Below are 25,603 nucleotides of genomic sequence, written 5' to 3'. Positions count from 1 at the left end.
ATTCAATATTTACATAAGGGGCACAAATCGTGATTCGGGAACAGCTAGCCAAACTGCGCGAACGTCCGCAGGCGCAGGTTCTGGTTGTTGGCGGTGGCATCAACGGCGTAGCGACCTTCCGCTACCTGGCCATGCAGGGGATTGATGTAGCCCTGATCGAGCGCGGCGATTACTGCCAGGGCGCTTCGGGTGCCAGCTCGCACATGATCCATGGCGGAATCCGCTATCTGGAGAACGGCGAGTTCCGCCTGGTTCACGAGTCGGTGCAGGAGCGCAACTCGCTGCTGGAGATCGCTCCGCACTACGTGAAGCCGCTGCAGACCACCATTCCCATCTTCTCCACCTTCTCCGGCATCCTCAGCGCACCGATGCGCTTCCTGTCCCACAAGTCGGGCAAGCCAACCGAACGCGGGGCGGCGTTGATCAAGGCCGGGTTGATCATGTACGACGTGTTCGCAGGGATCGGCGGACGCAACACCCCTTGGCATAACTTCAAGGCCGGCAAGGCTGCCCGCCAGGATCTGCCAGCACTGCGCGATGACGTCAAGTACACCGCCACCTATTTCGACGCCTCGGTGCACAACCCCGAGCGGCTGACCCTGGATGTGCTGCGTGAAGGCCTGAACGCCAACGACGAGGCCCGCGCCAGCAACTACGTTGAGCTGGCCGGCGTCGACGGCGGCACCGCGAAGCTGCGCGATATGCTCTCCGGCGAAGAATTCGACTTCGACGCCGATGTCATCATCAACGCCACCGGCGCGTGGGTGGATCTGACCAACAAGGACCTGGGCCGCGATACCAAGTGGACCGGCGGCACCAAGGGTTCGCACATCGTGCTGGATCACCCGGAACTGCTCGCCGCTACCGGAGGCCGCGAAATCTTCTTCGAGCATGAAGACGGCCGAATCGTGCTCATCTACCCGATGCTCGGCCGCGTGCTGGTCGGCACCACCGACCTCGAGCACGACATGAACGAGCCAGCGGTATGCACCGACGAGGAAGTCGACTACTTCTTCGAGCTGGTCCACCATGTCTTCCCGGGCATCAAGGCCACCAGGGAACAGATCGTCTACAAGTTCTCCGGCGTGCGCCCCCTGCCCAGCCATGACGACACCGCGCCAGGCTTCGTATCCCGCGATTACCAGATCAAGGAAACCCGCCTGACCGACGCGACCACCATGCTCTCGCTGATCGGCGGCAAGTGGACCACCTTCCGCGCATTGAGCGAGAACCTCGGCGGCAAGGCCCTGGAATTCCTCGGCGCCCGTGAAGTGAAGTCCACCGCCGGCGTAGCCATCGGTGGCGGAAAGAACTTCCCGGCCAACGAGGGCGAACTCGCCGCTTGGTATGCCGCGCGCGAGTCCAAGGCCGGCCGCGAACGCTTGCGCGTGCTGCTCGAGCGCTACGGCACCGGAGCCGATGCCCTGCTGGAGACCCTCGGCGGCAACGAAACCATGCTGGAGCACACCAACGAGCTGTCCTGCCAGGAGTTGGCCTACATGGCGAACCATGAGCAGGTGGGCCGGTTGATCGATGTCTTCATCCGCCGCACAAACCTGGCCTTCCGCGGCCTGGTCACGAAGGATTTGGTAATCGAGGCAGCTAATTGCCTTGCAGAGCCGATGGGTTGGGACCAGTCCCAGACCCAAGCCGAGATCGACCATTCGCTCTCAGTACTCGCAGAAGCCCACGGAGTCACCCTGGTCTAACCTGCATCCAGGCCGGCGGCAAGGCGCCGCTGGCACTCGAAACCACTAAGAGGTCAACGTTGTCCACTCACGTGTTTCTCGCCGAATTAGCCGGCACTTTCATTCTCCTGCTGATGGGCGGCGGCGTCTGCGCGAACGTCGCCCTGAAAGGCACTCTCGGCAGCGCCGCGGGCTGGGTAGCCATCAGCTTCGGCTGGGGCCTGGGCGTCTATTGCGGCGTCTGGATAGCTGGGATCTCCGGAGCCCACCTGAACCCGGCAGTCACCCTGGGCCTGCTGGTCAACCCGGACGTTGCCGAGTACGCCCCCGGCGTCGCCAAGACCATGGCCAATACGCTGCTCTACTTCGCGGCGCAGTTCATTGGCGCCTTCCTGGGTGCCGTGGGCACCTGGCTGTCCTACAAGAAGCACCTGGATGATCCGCAGAACGCGGGCACGCAGCTGGGCGTCTTCGCCACCGGACCGGCCATCCGCTCCTACGGCTGGAACCTGGTCTCGGAAATCTTCGGCACCTTCGTCCTGGTGTTCGTGATCGCCGGACTGGGGCATACTCCTCACGAGCTTGGCCCGCTGGCTGTCGGCCTGCTGGTTGTTGCCATCGGCCTGTCCCTGGGTGGAGCCACCGGCTACGCCATCAACCCGTTCCGCGACCTCGGTCCACGAATTGCCCACGCCATCCTGCCGATCAAGGGCAAGGGCTCCTCCGACTGGTCCTACTCGTGGGTTCCGTTGGCTGGTCCAGCCATCGGCGGTATCCTTGGCGGACTTGCCGCCGCGCCAATGTTCTAGAAAGAGAGCAGTGAATCATGAGTGAAAAATTCGTCATCGCCATTGACCAAGGCACGACCAGCTCCCGCGCAATTGTCTTCACGCACGCCGGTGAGGTGCATTCGGTAGGCCAGAAGGAACACGAGCAGATCTTCCCGGCTGCCGGATGGGTCGAGCACGATCCAGCCGAAATCTGGAGCAACGTGCGCGAAGTGATTGGCCAGGCCCTGTCCAAGGCCAACCTGACCCGCCACGACATCGAGGTCGTCGGCATCACCAACCAGCGTGAAACCGCGGTGGTGTGGGATAAGAACACCGGCGAAGCCGTCTACAACGCGATCGTCTGGCAGGACACCCGTACCCAGGACATCGTCGACGAACTGGCAGCCGATGGCGGCCTGGAACGCTACAAGCAGACCGTTGGCCTGCCCCTGGCGACCTACTTCTCCGGCACCAAGATCAAGTGGATCCTGGACAATGTCGAAGGTGCCCGGGAGCGTGCCGAAGCAGGCGACCTGCTCTTCGGCACCACCGACAGCTGGGTGCTGTGGAACCTGACCGGCGGCGTGGACGGCGGCGTGCACGTCACCGACGTGACCAACGCATCACGTACCCTGTTCATGGACCTCAAGACCCTGGACTGGGACGAGAAGATCCTGGCTGACTTCGGCGTGCCGCGCTCGATGATGCCGCAGATCCGCTCTTCTTCGGAGGTCTACGGCTCCGTGCACACCAACCAGCTGCTGCGCGAGGTGCCCGTTGCAGGCATCCTGGGCGACCAGCAGGCGGCGACCTTCGGCCAGGCGGCCTTCACCGCAGGTACCGCGAAGAACACCTACGGCACCGGTTGCTTCCTGATCTTCAACACCGGCACGGAGATCGTGAATTCGACCAACGGCCTGCTGACCACCATGGCCTACAAGCTGGGCGAAAACGCACCGGTGTACGCCTTGGAAGGTTCAATTGCCGTGGCCGGGTCGCTGATCCAGTGGCTGCGCGACAATATCGGCATGATCGCTACCGCTCCGGAGATCGAGGAACTGGCAGCAAAGGTGGAGGACAACGGCGGCGTGTACATCGTTCCGGCCTTCTCCGGGTTGTTCGCACCATATTGGCGCTCGGATGCCCGTGGCGCGATCGTGGGCTTGACCCGCTATGCGAACAAGAACCACATCGCCCGTGCGGCCCTGGAGTCCACCGCATTCCAGACTCGCGAAGTCCTGGATGCGGTCAACGCCGACGCAGAGGTTCCGCTCACCGAACTGAAGGTCGACGGCGGCATGGTGGCCAACGAAGCCCTGATGCAGTTCCAGGCTGACATCCTCGGCGTGCCAGTGGTTCGCCCGAAGGTCACCGAGACCACCGCACTGGGTGCAGCCTACGCTGCTGGCCTGGCCGTTGGCTTCTGGAAGGACCTGGGCGAACTGGAAGACAATTGGGCCGAGGACAAGCGCTGGGAGCCAACCATGGATGAGGCTACGCGTGAGCGCAGCTTGCGCCTGTGGAAAAAGGCTGTCACCCGCACCTTCGACTGGGTCGACGAAGATACCAAGGCCTAAGCGCAACCGTGGCTTGGCCGGTTCCGAACCGGCCGCAACCGGCAACGCCCGAATCACCCGGATGGGTGGTTCGGGCGTTGCCGGTTTAACCCGCGGGGCAGCTCAATCGCCTCAATCGCCCGATGCGGCCTCAGGGGTGTCTTCCTGGCCTGGACGCGCGGTTTCCTGCGCGGCGGGTCTGCGGCGCGCGGGGGACTCGCCGGCTTGCCGGGCGTCCCAATAGGTATTGCGGCGGGGCTTTTGCTCCGGATCGACATGTGCAGGCATGACCACGTGCGGCAGCCCATCGACATCGACGACCTCGAGCTGTCCGGCATGGCGCTTGTGGTGATCGGACGTGCACATTCCCGCCCCGGACCAGACACTGGTTTCGCCGCCTTCGGACCAGGGCTTCTGGTAGTGGTCGGTTTCGACATGATCCGGCGGCGCGGTGCAGTCGGGCACGATGCAGCCGCGATCCCGGGCCATGATCGCTTCGCGGATCCGGCCTTTGTGGTAGCGCATCTTGCGCCCCATATCCAGCACTTGGCTGTTGCCGCCGAGGACCATCGGGATGATGTTCGCCCTGGCGAGCAGCTGCCGGAGTTCTCCGGGCGGGATGTCGATGCCATTTGTGGTCATGCCGTGCGCGTCCGCCAGGTTCTGCAGATCCGCGAGCCACAGGTAGACCACGAACTTCGGGATGACGACTTTTCGATCGCCGCCAGCAAATGGTGCGCGCAACAGCGCCATGAACGCGTTGAGCCGGCGACGATGCAGATCGGGCTGCCCGGCGGGGGAGTCCTGCAGGTGCGGCTCGTCTTGCGCCCCGTCTTGCGGTTCGCCTTGGGCCTCTGCCTGCTTTGCGGTGCGGCCGCCGTCCGGGTTCTGGCCACCGTGAGCTTCTGGTTCCTCTTCGGCCCACGGCGGCATGGGCTGATCGCTGCGCAACCACGACGGCGGCTCGGGTGCGGCTCCACTTCCGTTGCCAGCGTTCTGGCCTGCCGTGGACTCCTGGTCCGCTTGGGAGTCCTGGCCCTCTCGCGGGCCGCCGCTGGCGCTGGATCCCGAACCCGCCGGGCGCTGCTGCTGGGGATCGCGATCGGCCCGGCCGGCCTTGGTTCGTGGGTTGCCGGCCTGCGTGAGTACCGAATGAACCAGTTGCGCGTCGGTGGCATTGGTGCGCAGCGAGAAGAAATGCACGCCGTTTTTCATCGGGCCGATGAACATGCCGAGCTTGGGAGGCAGCTGCTTGCCGTGCAGTTCTTTGTAGGTCCTGATTGAGGTGCTGATCTGCTTCTGCGCGGCGGCGGGGCCCAGCTCCCGCAGGGAGTGGGCCGCGGCTTGGTCCAGGCTGCGGCCATCGGTGCCATGCGCCAGCAGCGGCACGGGCACGCCGTCAAAGATGGTGTCCTGCGGTTCGAGCCGTTCAAGGCGCCGCGCGGCGGAAGCGATGGCCCGGCGGTTGGCAGCGCCCTGCCCGTAGAGTTCGGCCAGATGCTTGAAACGCGGCGCGCAGATGCCGCCATCGGGGGTGCGCCGGCCAATGAGCAGGTGCGCGTCGGCAATGCGCCGTTGGGCTTCGAAGTAGCTGATGCCCAGCCATGCGGCCAGCAGCTGGGCGGTGTCCTTGTAGCAGCAGCGCCCCGGGGCAAGGTCCGGTTCCCCGGCAAAGAGCCCGTCGGTGATGGCGTCGGGGTCATCCGCAGGCAAACGCAGGGCCGCGTAGCTGTCCAGTGCCAGCGCCCGGGCGCCGGTGGCCTCGGCATGCAGTGCGCCGGCGTGTTGCTCGCAATGGACTTGCTGGGCGAACCTTTCGGTGAGCTGCAGATGCGCCAGGACCAGGCGCGGGTCGCCCGCATCGCGCACCAGCTTGCCCAGCGCGGCATACAGGGCCAGGCACAGGTAGCCAAGGCGCAGCACCATGGCACCGGACAAGGCCGGTCCGAGGTGCATCGGGGCCTGGCATGCGGTGCGCAATGCGGCGATCAGGGCTGGCGCGTTCATGGCTCCATGATCGGGCGCTGGAAGCTCCTGCCCCTGCGGGCAGCTGCGGGATGTGGATAACTGCGGTGGCGCCGCGTTTGCCGCTGTGTGCAATCTTGCGCTTCATCGATGCGCGCGTGGGCAGGGGATATGCGATAGAATCGCGATATGAATCCGAAGCGCAACCTAGCCTGAGCACGGCCCGTTGGCCGTACCCCCGAGTGGAAATTTGGGGGCTTTTGTTGTGTCTGGAACCAAGAACAAGTTTTTCCTATCGGAAATTTTCCGCAAAGCGTGTGAGAAGAGCAGCGTGACATCATCGACGAACGAACCCAGGACCTACGACTTCAAGGACATCGAGTCCAAGTGGCTTCCGGTGTGGGACGAACTACAGGTGTTCAAGCCCGCCGATGATGGCAGCCGCGAACGCCGCTATGTGCTGGACATGTTCCCCTACCCATCGGGCGATCTGCACATGGGCCACGCCGAGGCCTTCGCCATGGGCGATGTGGTCGCGCGCTACTGGCGCTTGCGCGGCTATGACGTGATGCACCCGATCGGCTGGGACTCCTTCGGCCTGCCCGCAGAGAATGCCGCGATCAAGCGCAATGCCCACCCTGCCGAGTGGACCTACAAGAACATCGATACCCAGGCCGCCAGCTTCAAGCGCTACGCGATCTCCGCCGATTGGGATCGCCGCCTGCACACCTCGGATCCGGAGTACTACCGCTGGACCCAGTGGCTGTTCAACAAGTTCTACGAGAAGGGCCTGGCCTACCGCAAGGACCACCCGGTGAACTGGTGCCCGAAGGACCAGACCGTGCTGGCCAACGAGCAAGTCGTCAATGGCGCTTGCGAGCGTTGCGGCACTGCGGTGACCAAGAAGTCGCTGAACCAGTGGTACTTCAAGATCACCGAATACGCTGACCGCCTGCTTGAGGACATGGAGCAGCTCAAGGGCCATTGGCCTGAGCGCGTGCTGCTGATGCAGAAGAACTGGATCGGCCGTTCCGAAGGCGCCGAGGTCACCTTCGGGATCGAAGCGCACGAGGACAAGCCTGCGCTGCAGATCCCGGTCTTCACCACCCGCCCGGACACCTTGTACGGTGCTACCTTCATGGTGGTCGCCGCCGACGCGCAGCTGGCTGGCGAACTGGTCACCGATGAGCACCGCGCCGCCTTGGAGGAATACCAGGAGCAGGTCAAGGCCCTGTCCGAGATCGAGCGCCAGTCCAGCGAACGCGAGAAGACCGGCGTATTCACCGGCCGCTACGCGATCAACCCGCTCTCCGGGGAGAAGCTGCCGGTCTGGGCGGCGGACTACGTGCTGGCCGACTACGGCACCGGAGCCATCATGGCCGTGCCTGCGCACGACCAGCGCGACCTGGACTTCGCCAAGGCCTTTGACCTGCCAGTACGCGTGGTCGTCGAAACCGGTGAAGAAGACCCGAACGAAACCGGCACCGCCACCGCGGGCGAGGGCCAGCTGATCAATTCGGGGCAGCTATCCGGTTTGGAGAAGACCGAGGCGATCGCCAAGGCCATTGAGATCGTGGAAGCTGCCGGCACGGGCAAGCACACCATCAACTTCCGCCTGCGCGACTGGTTGCTGTCCCGCCAGCGCTTCTGGGGCACCCCGATCCCGATCATCCACTGCGCTGATTGCGGCGAGGTCCCGGTTCCCGACGACCAGCTGCCGGTGCGCCTGCCCGATAACCTGCGCGGCGAGCAGCTGGCCCCGAAGGGCACCTCCCCGCTGGCCGCCGCCGAGGAATGGGTCAACGTGGCCTGCCCGCAGTGCGGCGGCGCCGCCAAGCGCGACACCGACACCATGGACACCTTCGTGGATTCCTCCTGGTACTTCCTGCGCTTCGTCTCCCCGCAGTACACGCAGGGCCCTTTCAACCCGAAGGCCGTGCGCGACTGGATGCCGGTAGGCCAGTACGTCGGCGGGGTCGAGCACGCGATCCTGCACCTGCTGTACTCGCGCTTCTTCACCAAGGTCATCCACGACCTGGGCCTGATCGACGCGACCGAGCCGTTCTCCGCGCTGCTGAACCAGGGCCAGGTCCTGAACGGCGGCAAGGCGATGAGCAAGTCGCTGGGCAACGGCGTGGATTTGGGCGAGCAGCTGGACAAGTTCGGCGTCGACGCGGTACGCCTGACCATGGTCTTCGCCTCCCCGCCGGAGGACGACGTGGACTGGGCCGATGTCTCCCCATCGGGCTCGCAGAAGTTCCTGGCCCGCGCCTGGCGCATCGCCCAGGACACCACCAGCGAGGCCGGCGTGGACTACGCGGCAGGGGACAAGGCGCTGCGCCAGGTCACCCACCGCACCGTGCATGAATCCGCCGCGCTGCTGGATTCGGGCAAGTTCAACGTGGTCATCGCCAAGACCATGGAGCTGGTCAACGCGACCCGCAAGACCATCGACTCCGGTGCCGGGGCAGCGGACCCGGCAGTGCGCGAGGCCGCCACGGTGACCGCCCAGTTGCTGAGCATGTTCGCCCCGTACACCGCAGAGGACATGTGGGAAGCGCTGGGCTATGCGCCCTCCGTGGTCACCAGCGCCTGGCCTGAAGTGGACGAGTCGCTGCTGGTCGATGACACCATCACCGCGGTCGTGCAGATCAAGGGCAAGGTCCGTGCCCGCCTGGAGGTTCCGGTGGACATCACCGAGGAGCAGCTGCGCGCCCAGGCCCTGGCCCACGAGTCGGTGATCCGGATGCTCGATGGCAAGGAGCCGCTGAAGGTCATCGTGCGTGCGCCGAAGCTCGTGAACGTGGTTCCCGCCCCGTAAGCTCGGCTCATGACTGAACGCCAGAAAAGCTCGCGCGCGGGCTGGCTGCCCAAGTGGCTGGCCCCGCGCGGGCTTTCGCGTACCCGCATCGGGGTCGTCTCCGATTCGGCGGCCTGCCTGCCCGGGCATTTCGGGCCGCATCCGGACTTCATCGAAGTGCCGATCCCGATCATCGTGGACAACCATGTGCACGGCGAAGACCTGCAGGCGCTGATGATGGGCCTGGCCATGGGCAAGGCGGTGAAAACCTCGCGCCCGGCGCCAGGCGAGTTCGAACGCGCCTACCGGCAGCTGCTCGACGCCGGCTGCGAGTCGATCATCTCGATCCACATGTCCGGGGCGCTGTCGGGCACCGTGGAGGCGGCCCGCTTGGCGGCCCGCAGCTTTGACGCACCAATCACCGTGGTCGATTCGCGCACCGTGTGCCTGCCCCAGGGATTTGCCGTGGCCGATGTGCTGGCCGCCCGCGCCGCCGGCGCCCCGCTGGAGATGCTCGAGCAGATCGCCGGCACGGCCACCGCCAACACCGTGTACTTCGCGGTGCCAAGCCTTGAGCAGCTGCGCCGCGGCGGCCGGATCAGCGCGCTGTCCTCCGTGGTCGGCAGCTTGCTGAATTTCAAGCCGATCCTCGGGATTGCCGAGGGCTCGATCGTCGCCCTGGAAAAGCCCCGCTCCTTCGCGCGCGCCACCGCACGGCTGGTCGCCCTGGCCCTGCGCGACGCCCGCGACGCCAGTGGCGAGGTGCGGCTGGGGGTGATGCATTTCGGCGCCGAGGAACTGGCCGAGGAAATCGCCACCGAACTGGCACCGTTCAGCGCCATGCCGGTCGTGGTCGAGTCCCTTCCGGCGGTGCTGGCCGCGCATACCGGCCTGGGCGTGATCGCCGTGTGCGTCGCCCCCAGCTATCCACAGCCGGCGTCCATCCTGGATCGGCCGCCGGCGCCATAGCCCAGACTGTGGCCCATGGGCCGCCACGACTTCTTCAGCAAGTACGCGCCACGTCCCGGTCGCCTGAGATTCGCGATCTCGCGCGTGGCCGTGCTGGTGCTGGTCATTGTGGTGCTCGCCTGGATTGCGATCTCCATCCTGCTCGCGCCACCGCCGGTCGCCCAGGAGCTTGAAACAGTTCCGCTGGTATCCGACCCGTCCGCTTCGGCGCCGGAGGACCGCCAGTCCCCGAGCCTGGCCGCACCCGAGGTCACGGTCCACGTGGTCGGCGCGGTGAAGAAGCCCGGCGTCTACCAGCTGCCCGTGGATTCGCGGATTGCCGACGCGGTGGACGCCGCCGGCGGGCTGGCCAAAGGCGCACGTGCGCAGATGGTGAACCTGGCGGCCAAGCTGGTCGACGGCCAGCAGGTGGTCCTTCCGGGCGCCGAGACGGCCACGGAACTAGCCGCGGCACCGAGCGCGGCGGCGGGCGGGAAGATTTCGCTCAACAGTGCCGATTCCCAGACCCTGCAGGAGCTTCCGGGGATCGGGCCGGCATTGGCAGCCCGGATCATCGACTTCCGCACCGAGAACGGCCCGTTCAGCTCCGTGGAAGAGCTGGATGCGGTACCGGGCATCGGTCCGGCGCTGCTGGGCCAGCTGAGCGAACTGGTGATCCCGTGAACACCGATTTCCGCGGCCTGTGGCTGCTGGGCGGCGCGTGGACCGCCGCCTATTTCACCCTCCCGGTATGGTTGCTGTGGGTACTTTCCGCGCTGATGGCTGTCCTGTTGTTCCTGCTTTTGCGGCCCCGGCACGACCGCGCCTACGCGGCGCCATGGTTTACCGGTCCTATTATCCTGCTCCTGGGGGTGGTGGCCGTCAGCAGCCTGGCCTTCACCGACCCCCAGTGCCAGCTGCCGGGCGCCGGCGAGCAACAGCGCCGTGCCGTGGTCCGCTTCGAGGACCCGGCCACCGCGCAGGGCCAGGGGGCTGCCGCCGGCCGGGCGGAAATCCAGCGGTACTGGGCCAACGGCCAATGGGTGCCATGCCGGGTGCCGGTCTTCCTCACCATTGATTTCGGGGTGCCGGCCACTGCGGGCGAGTTCGAGACCATCCTCGACTTGGAAGCAGCAGCTGCCGGCGCCTTCGATTGGTGGGCGCATGCCGCCAGTGAACCGCAGGTGAGCTCCTGGGTTGAGCCTACCGCCGCGGATTACCTCAAGGAACGGTTCACCCAGGGCCTGCGCGGCCTGCCGGACAATGCCCAGGCGCTGCTGCCTGGCATGCTCTATGGCGATCGTTCCGGACAGGACGAAGCGTTGAGCGAGGCGATGAGATCCAGCGGGTTGAGCCACCTGACCGCGGTGAGCGGATCGAACATTGCCCTGATCGGGGCCATTGTGCTGGTGCTGCTCCGGCTGTTTTCGGTGCCACGGGCACCCAGCGCGATCTTGATGATTGGCGTGGTCGGGCTCTTCGCCTGGTTTGCCGGGCCGGATCCCAGTGTCCTGCGCGCCAGCCTGATGGGCAGCATTGCGGTCATCTCGGTGCTGCTGGGTCGTGGCCAAGGCTCTCTGGGAATACTGTGCCTGAGCGGAACCGCCTTGCTGGCTATCGATCGCTCGCTGGGTGCCGAACCGGCCTTCGCCCTGTCGATGCTGGCGACCCTGGGAATCATCATGCTCGCCCCGGCCCTGACCGAAATTCTTCTCCACATATTCCCGGCCTGGTTCGCGCAGCTGACGGCCATTTGCTGCGCGGCGCAGTTCACCTGCCTGCCGGTGGTCATCGCGTTGAATTCGGATTTCAGCCTGTACTCGCTGCCCGCGAACCTCGTGGTCGCGCCGTTGCTGCCCTTGATTACTGCGCTCGGCATGGCCTGCCTGCTGCTGTGCACGCCGTGGCCAGCGCTGGAATCGGTGCTGATCTGGGTTCCGGGGCTGCCGGCAGAAGCCATTGGCCAGGTGGCCCATTTCGTTTCCGGGCTCCCCGGTGCCGCCCGGCCGTGGCCCGAAGGCCTACCCGGAATCGTCTTGGCAGTGATGCTCTCCCTGGTGCTGTGCACCCTGCTGGTGCTGGGCCGGGAAACCGAGAGGCTCCGGGTCAGGCAGGTGTCCCTAAGCGTGCTGGGAGCGATCCTGGTATTCGCCGTAGCGCTCGTTCTGCCTGCGACGCTGTTCTACCGGGAAGATATCGCGCCGCATTGGAGCATTGCCATGTGCGATGTGGGCCAGGGCGACGCCTTCGTCATCAATCTGGGGGATTCAGAGGGCTGGCTGATCGATACCGGACCACCGGAGAGCGGGTTGCTGCTGTGCCTGGAGCGGCTGGGCATCAGCACCTTGAGCAAGGTCTTCATCACGCATACCCACAGCGACCATTTCGGGGCCGTGGGCGAGCTGGAGAATTCGGACGTAAAGATTGGTGAACGCCTGGTCTCGACTGGGTTCGACCTTGAACTATGGCCCGGTGCACGCGCCTTGGAGCCCGGTACGCGGCAGGCTGCAGGGGAGGTGGGCTTCGAAGTCGTGGGCCCCGAGGCGCGCTTCGCGAAATACGCCGAACCCAACGATACGTCGCTGGTCATCCGGTTCAGCTTTTCCACCGGGCCCGGGACCATCGATCTCTTCACAGCCGGGGACATGGAAACCGAAGCCATGGATCGCCTGCTGCGCCTGCATCCGCAAGGGCATGCAGCGATCCTGAAAGCCTCGCACCATGGGGCACGCAACGGCGGAACCGAAATCATCGAGCAGATCCGTCCGCAGATCCTGCTGGTCTCCGCGGGGAAGGATAATTCCTATGGCCATCCGCACCCCGAAACCCTGGCGATGGCGCAGCAGGTCGGCGCGACGGTGATTCGCACCGACCAATCGGGTACCGTACTGCTCACATTTACCAGCCAGGGCGTTCTGGGTACCGCCCTGGGTACGCCGGTTCGGTAGGATCGTTATATCGACCGATGCACTAAGGAGTTCGATGGCACGCGCCCAAGCAAATCCGGGTATCTCATGGCGGGAACTGCGCCCACAACCACTGATCCTGTTGACCGGTTCAGAGGATTACCTCGCTTCGCGCGCCTTCGAATTGCTGCGTTCCCAGGCATCCCAGCGGGACGATATCCAGCACACGCGTCTTGACGCGACAAAGTACGAGCCTGGAGAGCTGCTCATGGCCACCAGCTCTTCGCTGTTTTCCAGCGCCAATCTGGTCGAGGTCCACGAACTGGCCCACATGAACGAGTACTTCCTCAAGGACGGCCTGGCCTACCTGAAAGACCAGGCTCCCGAGAATGTGCTCATCATGCATTACTCGGGTGGTACGCGCGGCAAGAAGCTGATTGACGCAATCAAAGCTGCCGGTGCCCTGATCGTCAATTGCCAACCGGTGAAAAAGGACTCCGAGAAGATCGACTTCGTCCAGTCCGAATTCAAAGCCGCCAAGCGCCGGATTACCAATGACGCGGTCAAAGCCCTCGTAGCGGCGGTAGGCAACTCGCTGGCAGAGCTTGGATCGAGCTGCTCCCAGCTGATTGCCGACACCACGGGAACCATTGACCAGGATACGGTCGACAGGTACTACGGCGGCCGGGTTGAAGCAACTGCTTTCAAGGTGGCCGATGCCGCAATTTCCGGCAACGCCCAGATGGCGCTTCGCACTTTGCGCCATGCGCTGGGTACTGGAACCGACCCGATTCCCATTGTGGCCACCTTGGCGATGAAGGTCCGCCAGATCGCCAAGGTCGCCGGCGTGAATGAACCCGCAGCTTCATTGGCATCCGAGTTGGGGATGGCGCCGTGGCAAGTTCAGCAGGCGCAGCAGCAGGCTCGCGGCTGGAAACGCAGCGATCTTGCCCTGTGCGTCGAAGAAATAGCGAATACCGACCGCATGGTCAAGGGCGGCAGCCGTTCACCGGGCTACGCGCTGGAACACGCCATCATGTTCATTGCAGGCAAGGCTCCGGGACGCTAGCCGCTGAGGTTCCAGGTGGGGGCGGGCACGATGCACTCGTGCGTGCTCCCACTGCTCTTTAATGAAGGCTAGCCATCGGCGCGTGTCTGCCTGGAAGCTTCGACGAGCAGTTCCGGGCAAAACAAAACCCCCGCACTCGATGAGTGCGGGGGAGTTGATGAAGTCTAAGCTCGGCTTAGAGGGCGTTAACCTTCTTGGCGATAGCCGACTTGCGGTTAGCAGCGTTGTTCTTGTGCAGAACACCCTTGCTTACAGCCTTGTCGATCTTCTTGCCAGCCAGGCGCAGTGCCTCGGTTGCCTTTTCCTTGTCACCGGAGACTACTGCCTCGTTGACGTTACGGATCACGGTCTTGACCTCGGAACGGACAGCTACGTTACGCAGACGTGCCTTCTCGTTGGTCAGGATACGCTTCTTCTGGGACTTGATGTTAGCCACTTTAATAAACTCTCTCGTTTATCGTTTTATACGGTCGGTAGAGGGTTCATCCTTCAAGCCATCGACTGAGCGGTGTGGGGCACCTATGGCGACCCGAAGGGGGCGTGTTGCCCAACCTGCGCAACACACAAAGATTAACTTTATCAGATAGGGAGCCTGACAACGAGTGCTTATGCGCGTTCGTTTAGGGCGTTCACCACATTTGAGAAGCGTTCGCGATCCAGGATGGCGCCTTCGCGCCGGACGGCTTGCTCGCCGACTCGGATAATGCGATCGAGCTTGACCTCGCTCGGACGCCGCTCGCGGTCCCAGTCGCCGGTACCGATGTCCATGTAGTTGCGGTCGCGGTGATCCGAGTTGTTCTTGTCCTTGCTGGTGAGCATCAACCCCAGCAGCCAGCCACTATCACGGCCGACGATCAGCACCGGGCGATCCTTGCCCTGCGAATAATCCTCTTCATAGGGAACCCAAGTCCAGACAATTTCTCCCGGATCGGCGTTGCCGTCCTTCGCCGGGTTGTACTCGTAGTGAATCTTGCCACGGTAATCACCCGGGTAGCCGGCACCCGCTGGAGAATCCTGCATGGAGTTGGCACGAGAGCGGCTTCCGGCAGTGCTCGGGGACCCGCTGGCCGCGCGGTTGCTGGCCGGGCGCTTGCTTGCCGAATTTGCGCGGACCTTGCTGATTTCCTTCAGCGCGCGCATGACGATGCTAAATATCTTCTCTGGATTCAGTGGCATGGACGACAAACTATCAGTTTCAGGCTGTCGAAATATGAGAAGACGCGGAAATCATGACAGAATAGAAGCTAATCCAACTATGTCTTTTAGTCAGCTAGTGAGGTCTGTTTAGGTGTCTCCATTGGCCCGCACCGCTCCGGTGCCTGCCGCGACCGATCCGTCGCTCATCCGTAACTTCTGCATCATTGCCCATATCGACCACGGTAAGTCGACCCTGGCCGACCGGATGTTGCAACTGACCGGCGTTGTCGCTGCCCGCGACATGAAGGCACAGTACCTCGACCGCATGGACATCGAGCGCGAACGCGGCATCACCATCAAGTCCCAGGCTGTGCGCATGCCGTGGGGAGCCGAAGATGGCACCCCATATGCACTGAACATGATCGATACCCCCGGGCACGTCGACTTCACCTACGAAGTCTCGCGTTCGCTGGCAGCCTGCGAAGGCGCGATCCTGCTAGTTGACGCCGCCCAGGGCATCGAGGCGCAGACCCTGGCCAACCTCTATTTGGCTATCGAGGGCGATCTGACGATCATCCCTGTGCTCAATAAGATCGACCTGCCCAACGCGCAGCCGGAAAAGTACGCTGCCGAGCTGGCCAACCTGATCGGTTGCGAGCCAGAAGACGTGCTGAAGGTTTCGGGCAAGACCGGTGAAGGCGTTGAAGCACTGCTCGATGAGGTCATCAAGCAGCTCCCGCCGCCTGTCGGCGATGCCAAGGCTCCGGCTCGCGCAATGATCTTCGACTCCGTATACGACACCTACCGTGGCGTGGTGACCTACGTTCGAGTTGTCGATGGCAATCTGTCTCCTCGCGAGAAGATCCAGATGATGTCCACCGGCACCACCCACGAACTGCTGGAAATCGGCGTATCCTCGCCGAACCCCGAGCCCACCAAGGGCCTGGGCGTTGGCGAAGTGGGCTACCTGATCACCGGTGTCAAGGACGTGCGCCAGTCCAAGGTCGGCGATACCGTCACCAACTTCCACAAGCCGGCCACCGAGTCCCTGGGCGGGTACGAAGAGGCCAAGCCAATGGTCTTCTCCGGCCTGTACCCGATGGACGGCACCGACTACCCGGTACTGCGTGATGCACTGGATAAGCTGCAGCTTAACGATGCTGCGCTGACCTACGAACCGGAAACCTCCGTGGCCCTGGGCTTCGGCTTCCGCGTGGGCTTCCTGGGCCTGCTGCATCTGGAAATCACCCGCCAGCGACTGGAATCCGAATTCAATCTGGACCTGATTTCCACGGCGCCGAACGTGGTGTACGAGGTCATGGGCGAAGACAAGCAGATGATTACGGTGACCAACCCCTCGGAATTCCCGGATGGCAAGATCCTGGAAGTCCACGAGCCAATGGTTGCCGCCACCATCCTGGCGCCAAGCGAATTCATCGGCTCGGTCATGGAACTGTGCCAGACCCGCCGCGGCACCATGCGCGGCATGGACTACCTCTCCGAGGACCGTGTCGAAATGCGCTACCACCTTCCGCTGGCTGAGATCGTGTTCGACTTCTTCGACCACCTCAAGTCCAAGACCCGCGGCTATGCTTCGCTGGACTGGAAGGCCGACGGCGAGCAGGTGGCAGATCTGGTCAAGGTCGACATCCTGCTCCAGGGCGAGCAGGTGGATGCTTTCAGCGCCATTACGCACCGCGACAAGGCCTACAACTACGGGACCATGATGACCTCGAAGCTGCGTGAGCTGATTCCTCGCCAGCAGTTCGAAGTTCCAATCCAGGCCGCGATCGGTTCGCGCATCATTGCCCGTGAGAACATCCGCGCAATCCGCAAGGACGTTCTTGCCAAGTGCTACGGCGGCGATATCAGCCGCAAGCGCAAGCTGCTGGAAAAGCAGAAGGAAGGCAAGAAGCGCATGAAGATGGTCGGCCGCGTGGAGGTCCCGCAGGAAGCCTTCATTGCCGCACTGTCCACCGACGAGCCGAAAAAGAAGTAGATGCCTTCAGTACTGCCTGACGGCGATCCGGCTCCGGCCGATGGTCTGCTCCCTGCCTCATGCGCGCATGAGGCACAGGGGCGGACCATGTCCTTTTATGTGCATATTCCGTTCTGCACCGTCCGTTGCGGCTACTGCGATTTCAACACGTACACCGCCACGGAGCTGGGCTCCGGTTCCAGCCAAGCAACCTACGCTGCCACTGTCAGCAAGGAAATCAGCTTCGCCCGCGAGGTGATGGACCGTTCGGGCCAACCGCACCGCGAAATTGAAACTGTCTTCTTCGGCGGCGGAACTCCCACGCTGCTGCCCGCCGGAGACCTGGTCTCGGTGCTCGGCCGGATCCGCGACGACTTCGGCCTGAAGCCGGGCGCGGAAATCACCACGGAGGCCAACCCGGATTCGGTGACCCGCGAAAGCCTGCAGGAGCTGGCCGACGGCGGGTTCACCCGCGTGTCCTTCGGCATGCAGTCCGCGGTGCCCCACGTGCTCAAGGTGCTTGAACGCACCCATGATCCGAAGCGCGTTCCGCAAGCCGTTGCGTGGGCGCGCGAGGCCGGCCTGGATGTCAGTGTCGATCTGATTTATGGCACTCCGGGGGAGAGCCTGGCAGACTGGCGCACCAGCATCGAAGCCGCGTTGAGCTACGAACCTGATCACATTTCGGCGTATGCGCTGATCATCGAGGAAGGCACCAAGCTGGCGGCCCAGATTCGCCGTGGCGAGGTACCGAACATCGATGATGACGACCATGCCGAAAAGTACCAGTTGGCCGACGACATGTTTGCCGCGGCCGGTTTCTCCTGGTACGAGGTCAGCAACTGGGCGAAGACCCCGGCGAATGCCTGCCAGCACAACATCGCTTACTGGCAGGGCGGCGACTGGTGGGGCGCAGGCCCCGGCGCGCATTCCCATGTTGGCGGGCTGCGCTGGTGGAATGTGAAGCATCCAGCCGCGTATCAGCAACGGATCGATGCTGGAATCTCCCCGGGCCACGGCCGCGAATACCCGGATGCCGAGGCCGTGCAGCTTGAGCGCACGATGCTGTTGACCCGGCTGGGTTCGGGCATGAAGATTAGCGAGCTCGATGAAACCGGACGCAAGAAAGTCGCCGGCTTGATCGCCGACGAGCTGATTGATGCCAAGGCCGCGTTCGCCGGCACATTGGTGTTAACGCAGCGAGGCCGGCTCCTGGCCGACCTCGTGGTGCGTGAACTGCTCGATTTCTAAGACTGGGCAATCACTGCTACTTCATCAGCCGCAGATTGAATTGGTAGCGGTAAGGGCGTCCCTTGTTGGCCTGGATGGCAGCAAGGGCGCCCGAGACCGTCATGAAGACCCAGAGGGCCACGGCGAGTACTGCGAAAAGCCAGCCGATCACCGGCAAGACCATGAGCACATTGAATACGATGGCGAGAATGGTCAGCGGGAACGTGAAATTGAACGCTTCCTTCGATTCCTGTGCAGTGAACGGGCCACGGTCCCGGAATACGGCAAAGACGATTGCCGAAGGAACGCAACCCAAGATGGCACCGAAGTGGGCCATCATTGCCCACTGGCGATCTTCTGAAGGAGTCAGCGGCAGCGCAGAGGTCCTGGAACCTTCGAAGCGGGAATTCTCCGATGGCTTCGTCTGGCGTGATGTCACTATTTTTCCTTGTCTTGCTAAGTGTGGTTCCTCTTATCATAGCGACCGCGGCTGGGCCCACGGGGAGATTCGCAGACTAATCTCCAACTATTAGTCAATCGTTAGGAAACCGTAATCTTCGGTCGTGAGAAAATCGATCAATTCTTCAATCCGGCCCAAGAGCTGTGGTTCAAGCTGCCCGTAATGCTGCACCGTGGACAAGAGCCGCTGCCATCCGATGCCGATGTCTTCCGCGGTGGAGTGCGGCCAGCCAAAGGCCCGGAGCACACCGGTTTTCCAATCGGTGCCCTTGGGGATCACCGGCCAAGCCTTGATGCCCAGTGTCGCAGGCTTGATCGCCTGCCATACATCCACGTACGGGTGGCCGAGGATCAGCACGTTTTGCGCTGCACCGGGGACCTTCATCGCCTCGGCAACGATGCGCGATTCCTTGCTTCCGGCAACCAGGTGGTCAACCAGGATTCCCAGGCGGCGCTGCGCGGAGGGGGCGAAGTCGCGGATAGCCCCGGCAAGATCGTCCACGCCATGCAGTGGTTCAACGACGATGCCTTCAACACGCAGGTCGTGGCCCCAAACTTTTTCAACCAGCTCAGCGTCGTGCTTGCCTTCTACCCAGATGCGGCTTGCCCTGGCCTCCCGGGCCTTCAGTCCGGCAACGGCACGCGAACCCGAAGCCGAGACCAGCTTCTGGGGCGGTGCGGCCTTGGCAACGGGATCAATGATCTCCACCGCTTCGCCTTCGAGGAAGAACCCGAAGCCCGCCTGGAAGGAGCGGGTCTTGCCGTGGCGGTCCTCGAGCACGATCACGCGCATGCCACCGGATTTCTCGGTACGGATGACTTCTCCTACCCATCCTGAGGTGGCATCTTCCAGAATCATGCCACGTTCAACAGGGACCTGGCGGAGTTTTTTCGGTGCCGGTGCACTCAGATCCCGTGGTCCCCAGGAGTAATTAGTCACGTACTGCCTTTCGCTGTGATCGAATACGCTCGAAATCCAATGCTAGCAACTGCTGAACGTATTAGACTTGGCACTTGACAGGTTAGAGTGCCAAAGCCGGGCACAGGGAATCCAAGGAGGTGCTGTTGTGACAGAGCCGCGACGCCTAGACGTTCTGCGTGCCATCGTGGAGGACTACGTCCAATCCCGTGAGCCAGTGGGCTCCAAAGCGCTCCTGGACCGGCACAACCTCGGTGTCAGCGCCGCGACGATCCGCAATGACATGGCTATGCTGGAAGAAGAGGGGCTCATAGTCGCTCCGCATACTTCCTCCGGACGGATCCCCACCGAAAAGGGATACCGCCGCTTCGTCGATGAGATCGGCGAGCTCAAGCCGCTGTCGCGGGCTGAACGCGACGCCATCAACAAGATCCTGGACAGCTCCACGGACCTGGACGAGATGCTCAAGAGCACTGTTCGCCTCCTGGCGCGGTTGACCAACCAGGTAGCAATGATCCAGGTGCCGCACTACGACACCGCTTCGTTGAAGAACCTCGATCTGGTCGGACTGGGCTCGGCCCAGGTGCTGATGGTGATGATCGCTTCCAATGGCACGGTGGATCAGCGCATGATGCCGGTCCAGCGTTCCTACAGCGATGATGAGCTGGATGACTTGAAGCTGTGGCTGCTCAACAATTTCGGGGGAGTGAAGCTTGCCGAACTTGCCGGCCGGCTCACCCGCATCGAGCGCAGTTCGACGCAGCAGGCCGACCCCCTGGTGGACCAGGTGATCGGTGCGCTGGAAGAAATGGCCCAGGCGGCCAACGCGCAACGCATCATCATGGCAGGCACCGCGAACCTCGCCCGCGTGGAAGGGGACTTCCCGCTGAGCATAACCCCGGTGCTCGAGGCGCTCGAGGAGCAGGTAGTGCTGCTCAAGCTCTTCTCCGAGCTGGAAGCCGATTCGCGCGGCGTAGCCGTGGCCATCGGCACCGAGCACCACTACGGGCAGCTGTCGGAAGCCGCCGTGGTCGCCACCACCTACGGCACCGATGTGCGCAACAAGCTCGGGGTCCTGGGCCCCACCCGGATGAACTATCCAACCTCCATGGCCTCGGTTCGTGCGGTGGCACGGTACCTGTCGAAGATTTTGGCTAACTAGCCTCGCTGGGCACCGCCCGGCACTACCGAATTTCAAGATTCTCAGGAAAGGACACGGCGAATAACGTGAGCTCGCATTACGAGACCCTAGGCGTCGCCAAGGACGCGACCCCGCAGGAAATCAAGAGTGCCTACCGCAAGTTGGCGCGTAAGCTGCACCCGGATGTAAACCCTAGCGATGACGCTGCAGAACAGTTCAAGCTGGTCACCCGAGCCTACGAAGTCCTTTCCGACCAGACCAAGCGCTCCAACTACGACGCCACCGGCGATGAGAACGGCAACGGCCACCCGGGCTTCGGCGGTGGCGGCCAGGGCTTTGGCGGCTTCGGCGACATCTTCGAGCAGTTCTTCGGTGGCGGCCAGGCCCAGGGCCCGGCATCACGCACCCAGCCGGGCCGCGACGCGCTGATCACCATCACCATCGACCTGGAAGATGCGGTCAAGGGCACGGTCTACCCGCTGGAGATGGAAACCGCTGTCACCTGCAAGACGTGCAACGGTTCGTGCACGCGCGAAGGCACCAGCCCGGTCACCTGCGACATCTGCCATGGCGCAGGCCAGGTGCAGCGTCCAGTGCGTTCATTCCTGGGCCAGATGATGACCGTGGAAACCTGTGCGGCCTGCCGCGGTTTCGGCACCACCATCCCGGACCCCTGCCTGGAGTGCAACGGCGAAGGCCGGGTGCGCGAGCATGTGTCGAAGTCGCTGAACGTTCCTGCAGGTGTCGACTCCGGCACCCGCATCCAGCTGCGCGGACAGGGCGAAGCCGGCCCGGGCGGCGGGCCTAACGGCAACCTGTTCGTCGAGATCGACGTGCGCCGCCATAAGGTCTTCGAGCGCGCCGGCACCGACCTGCACGCCAAGATGAGCCTGCCAATGACCGCCGCCGCACTGGGTTGCGAGCTGAAGCTGGAAACCTTCGACGGCGGCCAGTCCATCAATGTGGAGCCAGGCGCCCAGGATGGCGACACCGTCACCCTGCCGGGCCTCGGTGTGCCGCGCCTGCGCGGAGGCAAGCGCGGGGACATCATCGTGCACCTGCAGGTGGAGACGCCGACCAAGCTCGACGCTGCCCAGCGCGATCTGCTCGAGCAACTGGCCAAGCTGCGTGGCGAAGAACTCTCGGCCGGCCGTGTGGAGCACAGCGGCGGCATGTTCTCCCGCCTGCGCGACAAGCTGAACCAGCGCTAGGCATGAGCAACCACAGCTTCGTCATCGACGCCCAGCAGGGCCGGGACGCAACGGTCGGGGACATTCTTGAACTGGATGGCTCCGAAGCGCACCACGCGGTCACCGTTAAACGGGTCTCCGCGGGCGAGCACCTGGACCTGCTGGATGGCAAGGGGCTGCGCCTGACTGTGGAGGTCATCGGCACCGCCAAGGACCTGCTGAGCGTGAAGGTCCTGCGCCGTGCCGAGGAAGCGGTCAGCGATCACCCGGTCACCCTGGTCCAGGCGCTGTCCAAGGGGGATCGCGACCTGCAAGCTGTCGAGTCCGGCGTGGAACTTGGCGTGCTGTCGGTACGCCCCTGGCAGGCGGACCGCTCGATCGTGCGCTGGAACGCGGCCAAGGTCGACAAGGCCATGGCCAAGTGGCGGGCCCAGGTGCGCTCGGCGCAGAAGCAGTCGCGCCGCGCCTATGAGCCGGAGGTGCTGGACCCGCTGGGTTCCAAGGAACTGGCCAAGGCCATCGCGGCCGATACCGCAAATGGCGCACTGGTTCTGGTTCTGCACGAGCAGGCCGCGGAATCGGTGGCCCGGCATGTGCAGTCGTGGCTCGCCGATGCGCGGACCGGCCAGGAGATCATCATGATCGTCGGGCCAGAAGGAGGCATCTCCGAAACGGAGCTGCAGTCCTTCGTCCATGCCGGCGCCCAACCAGCCCTGCTGGGCCAGCATGTGCTGCGTGCCTCGACCGCGGGCCCCGCGGCCCTGGTCTTGATCCGCCATTTGATCGGCGAAATCTAGGTTCCAGAATTCCGGTTAGCAGGTGAATTGCTCCGCAGATCCCGGCAGGCATGTGCCTGCCGGGATCTGCGGAGCAATTTCGTCTCCGGCCGGCGCAACGGGTTCGAGCCGAGAAAAGGCCTCGGGACGGGGAACGCGAAGTCGCTGCGGGCCGGATACGCGAATGCGGCAGCCGATCGGATAAGGACGCTGTCCAAGGCAACGGCACTGGAAATCCTGCCAGCAGGCCAAGAATGCTCAGCTGCCACCAGTTCAGGAGCTGGCCCGGACAACGGGCGCCCAGATTCATGTCCAGGACTTCCGGCGGGGGCTGCAGCGCTGGATGCTGCGTTACTCGACGCGGAAGTCGCTGGTGACCTTGCCGACCAGATGGTCCGATCCGGTCTCAACGCCCCAGAAAGTCAGCCGGTATGAGCCGGCACGCAGATCGGTGGTCAGGGTGAATGAACCGTCGGCATTGATCTGCCCGGGGTTGACCTGCTTCTGAGCGGTCATCACCGTGAGCTTGCCGTCGGCGTCCTTGCGCTGCAAGGAGTAGAAGGTGCCGATGTCGAACTGGGTGGTTCGGCCGTTAATCTTGATCGAGCCATCCGCCAAGGTCTTGTTGAACTGCGGATCGATGATCCAGATCGGTGCAATGAACGCCGCATCGCGCTCGTAGACATCCTTGAGCCGGAAACCGTCGAAGACTGTGGCATTTGCCTGGCCGTCAACCAGGATGCGGACCGTTGCGGGAAGCTCGCCCACGACCAGTCCAGCGCTGGCGGCAGCTGCCGTAGCGGTGAAGACCAATTGCTGGATGGCGCGCTCCGACAGGCCCTGGTCGAGATTGGCGCTGAAGACCTTGGCCGGCAGATCCAAGGTGATGACATTCGCATTATTGATTGAAACCCCGATTTCATCGGTGGGCTTCAAATGGGTATAACGTTTCGGCTTCATCGGGTCGGCTGAGAGCAGCGTCCAGATCGCATCGCCGATGGGTTCCTGATGGCGGGTGTCCTCGATGTACTCGCGGTACAGGAACACGCCGGTATCGGTGTTTTCCAGCCAGTAGATGGGCAGGCTAGCCGCGATGCCGACATCCTCGCCAGCGTCGGTGGCGTTCGGCAGGTTCAGCGATTCAGCCACGGCGGTCGATGGCATCTCATAGGAGCTCTCGCGATTCGTCAGACCGCATCCTGCGGCGACGACGAGAGCGGCAGTGATTCCCAAAACGCCGAATCGGCGTGGAATCTTCCGCAAGATCCTTGATTGCACTGCGTACCAATCCGTGGTGATTTTAGCTGTTGTGGCTCCTGGCCGTATTGGAACCGCTCTCAAGCTTGCCATATCAGAAGCGGCTAACTGCAGAAAAATGGCCCAACTTACTAATCCGTAACCAAATCTATATGTTCGCCACTTGCCCCGATTAGCATCATTCAAGACTACTTTCAGGTTCTACTGCTTACGCTGAGACCTGAATTTTCTCCGGATTGGCCTGCGACTCGATAGAATGGCAAGCAGGACAAATCACGATTACCACCAAGCTCGCAAAGGGGCGCCGCGCACTGCATGCAGGTTGAACAGAATAAGGCGACAGCGGAGAACGGATCCGCATCGCTCACCATCAGTTTCGATACAGCTGAGCTCATGATTGCCACCCTCGGTCCCAATGACGAGCTCTTGCGTATTCTCTCCGGCGCCTACCCGCAGGTGAGCTTCCGCCCCAACGGCCAATCCCTGGCTCTGGTAGGTGAACCGCAGCAAGTCCGCAAGGCCCAGCGCGTCACCGAAGAAGCCCGTTCGCTGGCCACTCGCGGCTCGCGCATGAGCGCCGAAACGATCGAGCAGATCATCAAGATGCTCAGCGCCGGCAATCCGGATGCACCCACCGACGTCCTGGGCCTGAAGATCCTCTCGGGGCGCGGACGTTCCATCCGCCCCAAGACCGTGAACCAGAAGAGCTATGTCGACGCCATAGAGGATTCGACAATTACTTTCGGCATTGGCCCAGCCGGTACCGGCAAGACCTTCCTGGCCATGGCCATGGCCGTCGCCGCCTTGCAGGACAAGCAGGTCAACCGCATCATCCTGACCCGGCCTGCCGTTGAGGCAGGGGAGAAGCTGGGGTTCCTGCCGGGCTCGTTGACCGAGAAGATCGACCCGTACCTGCGCCCGCTCTACGATGCCTTGCACGACATGATCAATCCGGAAACCATTCCGCAATTGCTCGAAGCCGGAACCATTGAGGTCGCTCCGCTGGCCTATATGCGTGGACGCACCCTCAATGACGCCTTCGTGATCCTGGATGAAGCGCAGAACACCACCAGTGAACAGATGAAGATGTTCCTGACCCGCCTGGGATTCGGTTCCAAGATGGTAGTGACGGGGGATGTCACCCAGGTGGATCTGCCCAACAATGCGACCTCCGGGTTGCGCATGGCCAGCGATGTCCTTGAAGGCATCGACGACATCAGCATCTGCCGACTCGACTCTTCGGATGTGGTTCGCCACCGTCTGATTGCCGACATCGTTACTGCTTACGACCGTTGGGATGACACCCGACGCAAAGACCACAACCGGGGACGCCGCAGCAAATGAGCATTGAAGTAAATAACGAAACCGAATACGACGTCGATCTCAAGGATGTCAACGCCTTGGCAGAATCGGTGATGCGGGCAATGTTCCTGCATCCGGAAACCGAAGTATCGATCGTTTTCATCGACGAGGATGCCATGAGCGCCCTGCACGTCGAGTGGATGGACCTCGAAGGCCCCACCGATGTGATGAGCTTCCCGATGGATGAGCTGCGCCCAGGAACTGCCGGTGCGCCGGGGGAGAGCGGCATCCTTGGCGACATCGTCATCTGCCCTGCCGTCGCCGAAGCGCAGGCCAAGGCCGGGGGCCACAGCACCCACGATGAAATCCTGTTGCTGACCACCCATGGCCTGCTGCACCTCATGGGTTTCGACCACATGGAGCCAGCAGAAAAGGAAGAGATGTTTGCGCTGCAGCGCCAGCTCCTAGAGAGCTACACCGGCCGCCCCGCGCCAAAGGAAACGGTGGAATAA

At 63.2% G+C, this 25,603-nt stretch carries 21 protein-coding genes; 15 read left to right on the top strand and 6 right to left on the bottom strand.

Going from position 1 to position 25,603, the window contains the following annotated elements:
- The first annotated feature begins 29 nt into the window (after nucleotides 1-29).
- Genes ACIQTS_RS10275 through glpK form a run of 3 tightly spaced genes read left to right on the top strand, consistent with a single transcriptional unit; the run spans nucleotide 30 to nucleotide 4,035 of the window.
- Nucleotides 30-1,709 (top strand): FAD-dependent oxidoreductase, encoded by a 1,680-nt coding sequence (locus ACIQTS_RS10275; RefSeq protein WP_402473177.1) that lies wholly within the window; start codon nucleotides 30-32, stop codon nucleotides 1,707-1,709.
- Nucleotides 1,710-1,768: 59 nt separating this feature from the next.
- Nucleotides 1,769-2,497 (top strand): MIP/aquaporin family protein, encoded by a 729-nt coding sequence (locus ACIQTS_RS10270; protein WP_105658317.1) that lies wholly within the window; start codon nucleotides 1,769-1,771, stop codon nucleotides 2,495-2,497.
- Between the two features lie 17 nt (nucleotides 2,498-2,514).
- Entirely contained in the window at nucleotides 2,515-4,035 is a 1,521-nt protein-coding gene (gene glpK / locus ACIQTS_RS10265; protein ID WP_105658318.1) for a glycerol kinase GlpK, read from the top strand.
- Nucleotides 4,036-4,146: 111 nt separating this feature from the next.
- Here the strand turns inward: glpK and ACIQTS_RS10260 are convergent, their stop codons facing one another.
- Nucleotides 4,147-6,021, bottom strand: a complete 1,875-nt coding sequence (locus ACIQTS_RS10260) for a hypothetical protein (protein WP_402473174.1) — start codon at nucleotides 6,019-6,021, stop codon at nucleotides 4,147-4,149.
- Nucleotides 6,022-6,310: 289 nt separating this feature from the next.
- Between ACIQTS_RS10260 and leuS the strand changes: the two genes are divergently transcribed.
- From leuS to holA, 5 genes are read left to right on the top strand one after another with little or no spacing between them, the layout of a single operon-like run.
- On the top strand, nucleotides 6,311-8,800 hold the full coding sequence (gene leuS, locus ACIQTS_RS10255; RefSeq protein ID WP_402473171.1) for a leucine--tRNA ligase: 2,490 nt from the start codon (nucleotides 6,311-6,313) through the stop codon (nucleotides 8,798-8,800).
- A 9-nt stretch (nucleotides 8,801-8,809) separates the two neighbouring features.
- Nucleotides 8,810-9,748: a DegV family protein gene (locus tag ACIQTS_RS10250; protein ID WP_402473169.1), complete on the top strand. Its 939-nt coding sequence runs from the start codon at nucleotides 8,810-8,812 to the stop codon at nucleotides 9,746-9,748.
- Between the two features lie 15 nt (nucleotides 9,749-9,763).
- The gene (locus ACIQTS_RS10245) at nucleotides 9,764-10,411 is read left to right on the top strand and encodes a ComEA family DNA-binding protein (protein WP_332594741.1); all 648 of its coding nucleotides are present in this window, start codon (nucleotides 9,764-9,766) and stop codon (nucleotides 10,409-10,411) included.
- Nucleotides 10,408-12,675, top strand: a complete 2,268-nt coding sequence (locus ACIQTS_RS10240) for a ComEC/Rec2 family competence protein (protein WP_402473165.1) — start codon at nucleotides 10,408-10,410, stop codon at nucleotides 12,673-12,675. Before ACIQTS_RS10245 ends, ACIQTS_RS10240 begins: the two co-directional genes overlap by 4 nt.
- 34 nt (nucleotides 12,676-12,709) lie before the next feature.
- Nucleotides 12,710-13,702 carry a DNA polymerase III subunit delta gene (holA, locus tag ACIQTS_RS10235; protein WP_402473162.1) on the top strand — a complete coding sequence of 331 codons (993 nt, stop codon included), beginning with the start codon at nucleotides 12,710-12,712 and terminating at the stop codon, nucleotides 13,700-13,702.
- Between the two features lie 175 nt (nucleotides 13,703-13,877).
- Here the strand turns inward: holA and rpsT are convergent, their stop codons facing one another.
- Both rpsT and ACIQTS_RS10225 read right to left on the bottom strand, forming a co-directional pair.
- Nucleotides 13,878-14,138 carry a 30S ribosomal protein S20 gene (rpsT, locus tag ACIQTS_RS10230; protein WP_105658324.1) on the bottom strand — a complete coding sequence of 87 codons (261 nt, stop codon included), beginning with the start codon at nucleotides 14,136-14,138 and terminating at the stop codon, nucleotides 13,878-13,880.
- Between the two features lie 170 nt (nucleotides 14,139-14,308).
- Nucleotides 14,309-14,878 (bottom strand): type II toxin-antitoxin system PemK/MazF family toxin, encoded by a 570-nt coding sequence (locus ACIQTS_RS10225; RefSeq protein WP_400289083.1) that lies wholly within the window; start codon nucleotides 14,876-14,878, stop codon nucleotides 14,309-14,311.
- Nucleotides 14,879-14,990: 112 nt separating this feature from the next.
- Here ACIQTS_RS10225 and lepA point away from each other — a divergent pair, with 112 nt between their 5' ends.
- Together lepA and hemW are read left to right on the top strand one after the other, a co-directional pair.
- Nucleotides 14,991-16,838 (top strand): translation elongation factor 4, encoded by a 1,848-nt coding sequence (lepA, locus tag ACIQTS_RS10220; protein WP_105658326.1) that lies wholly within the window; start codon nucleotides 14,991-14,993, stop codon nucleotides 16,836-16,838.
- Nucleotides 16,839-18,068 carry a radical SAM family heme chaperone HemW gene (gene hemW / locus ACIQTS_RS10215; protein ID WP_332594743.1) on the top strand — a complete coding sequence of 410 codons (1,230 nt, stop codon included), beginning with the start codon at nucleotides 16,839-16,841 and terminating at the stop codon, nucleotides 18,066-18,068.
- A gap of 16 nt (nucleotides 18,069-18,084) precedes the next feature.
- On the opposite strand, the gene ACIQTS_RS10210 is transcribed toward hemW, so the two are convergent.
- Nucleotides 18,085-18,486, bottom strand: a complete 402-nt coding sequence (locus ACIQTS_RS10210; RefSeq protein ID WP_105658328.1) for a DUF4870 domain-containing protein — start codon at nucleotides 18,484-18,486, stop codon at nucleotides 18,085-18,087.
- A 90-nt stretch (nucleotides 18,487-18,576) separates the two neighbouring features.
- A complete protein-coding gene (locus ACIQTS_RS10205) occupies nucleotides 18,577-19,446 on the bottom strand; it encodes a DUF3097 domain-containing protein (RefSeq protein ID WP_105661288.1) in 870 nt (289 codons plus the stop codon).
- Nucleotides 19,447-19,573: 127 nt separating this feature from the next.
- Here ACIQTS_RS10205 and hrcA point away from each other — a divergent pair, with 127 nt between their 5' ends.
- From hrcA to ACIQTS_RS10190, 3 genes are all read left to right on the top strand, one after another.
- Entirely contained in the window at nucleotides 19,574-20,587 is a 1,014-nt protein-coding gene (gene hrcA, locus ACIQTS_RS10200) for a heat-inducible transcriptional repressor HrcA (RefSeq protein WP_105658330.1), read from the top strand.
- Between the two features lie 65 nt (nucleotides 20,588-20,652).
- Complete coding sequence (dnaJ, locus tag ACIQTS_RS10195) at nucleotides 20,653-21,777, top strand: molecular chaperone DnaJ (protein ID WP_105658331.1); 1,125 nt, start codon at nucleotides 20,653-20,655, stop codon at nucleotides 21,775-21,777.
- A gap of 2 nt (nucleotides 21,778-21,779) precedes the next feature.
- Entirely contained in the window at nucleotides 21,780-22,553 is a 774-nt protein-coding gene (locus tag ACIQTS_RS10190; protein ID WP_402473154.1) for a 16S rRNA (uracil(1498)-N(3))-methyltransferase, read from the top strand.
- A gap of 330 nt (nucleotides 22,554-22,883) precedes the next feature.
- On the opposite strand, the gene ACIQTS_RS10185 is transcribed toward ACIQTS_RS10190, so the two are convergent.
- Nucleotides 22,884-23,795, bottom strand: a complete 912-nt coding sequence (locus ACIQTS_RS10185) for a GerMN domain-containing protein (RefSeq protein WP_105658333.1) — start codon at nucleotides 23,793-23,795, stop codon at nucleotides 22,884-22,886.
- Between the two features lie 309 nt (nucleotides 23,796-24,104).
- Here ACIQTS_RS10185 and ACIQTS_RS10180 point away from each other — a divergent pair, with 309 nt between their 5' ends.
- Both ACIQTS_RS10180 and ybeY read left to right on the top strand, forming a co-directional pair.
- Nucleotides 24,105-25,133 (top strand): PhoH family protein, encoded by a 1,029-nt coding sequence (locus ACIQTS_RS10180; RefSeq protein WP_105658334.1) that lies wholly within the window; start codon nucleotides 24,105-24,107, stop codon nucleotides 25,131-25,133.
- Nucleotides 25,130-25,603: an rRNA maturation RNase YbeY gene (gene ybeY, locus ACIQTS_RS10175; protein WP_105658335.1), complete on the top strand. Its 474-nt coding sequence runs from the start codon at nucleotides 25,130-25,132 to the stop codon at nucleotides 25,601-25,603. Before ACIQTS_RS10180 ends, ybeY begins: the two co-directional genes overlap by 4 nt.

The sequence above is a fragment of the Glutamicibacter sp. NPDC090743 genome (genome assembly GCF_044769125.1).
GTDB lineage: Bacteria > Actinomycetota > Actinomycetes > Actinomycetales > Micrococcaceae > Glutamicibacter.
The sequence above is the reverse complement of the archived record's forward strand: the minus strand, read 5'-3'. Positions and strand labels throughout refer to the sequence as shown.

Coding starts and splice junctions, on each gene's coding strand:
- glpK (WP_105658318.1), top strand. CDS start 2,515: ATGAGTGAAAAATTCGTCATCGCCATTGACCAAGGCACGACCAGCTCC.
- ACIQTS_RS10260 (WP_402473174.1), bottom strand. CDS start 6,021: ATGAACGCGCCAGCCCTGATCGCCGCATTGCGCACCGCATGCCAGGCC.
- ACIQTS_RS10250 (WP_402473169.1), top strand. CDS start 8,810: ATGACTGAACGCCAGAAAAGCTCGCGCGCGGGCTGGCTGCCCAAGTGG.
- ACIQTS_RS10245 (WP_332594741.1), top strand. CDS start 9,764: ATGGGCCGCCACGACTTCTTCAGCAAGTACGCGCCACGTCCCGGTCGC.
- holA (WP_402473162.1), top strand. CDS start 12,710: ATGGCACGCGCCCAAGCAAATCCGGGTATCTCATGGCGGGAACTGCGC.
- ACIQTS_RS10225 (WP_400289083.1), bottom strand. CDS start 14,878: ATGCCACTGAATCCAGAGAAGATATTTAGCATCGTCATGCGCGCGCTG.
- hemW (WP_332594743.1), top strand. CDS start 16,839: ATGCCTTCAGTACTGCCTGACGGCGATCCGGCTCCGGCCGATGGTCTG.
- ACIQTS_RS10190 (WP_402473154.1), top strand. CDS start 21,780: ATGAGCAACCACAGCTTCGTCATCGACGCCCAGCAGGGCCGGGACGCA.
- ACIQTS_RS10180 (WP_105658334.1), top strand. CDS start 24,105: ATGCAGGTTGAACAGAATAAGGCGACAGCGGAGAACGGATCCGCATCG.
- ybeY (WP_105658335.1), top strand. CDS start 25,130: ATGAGCATTGAAGTAAATAACGAAACCGAATACGACGTCGATCTCAAG.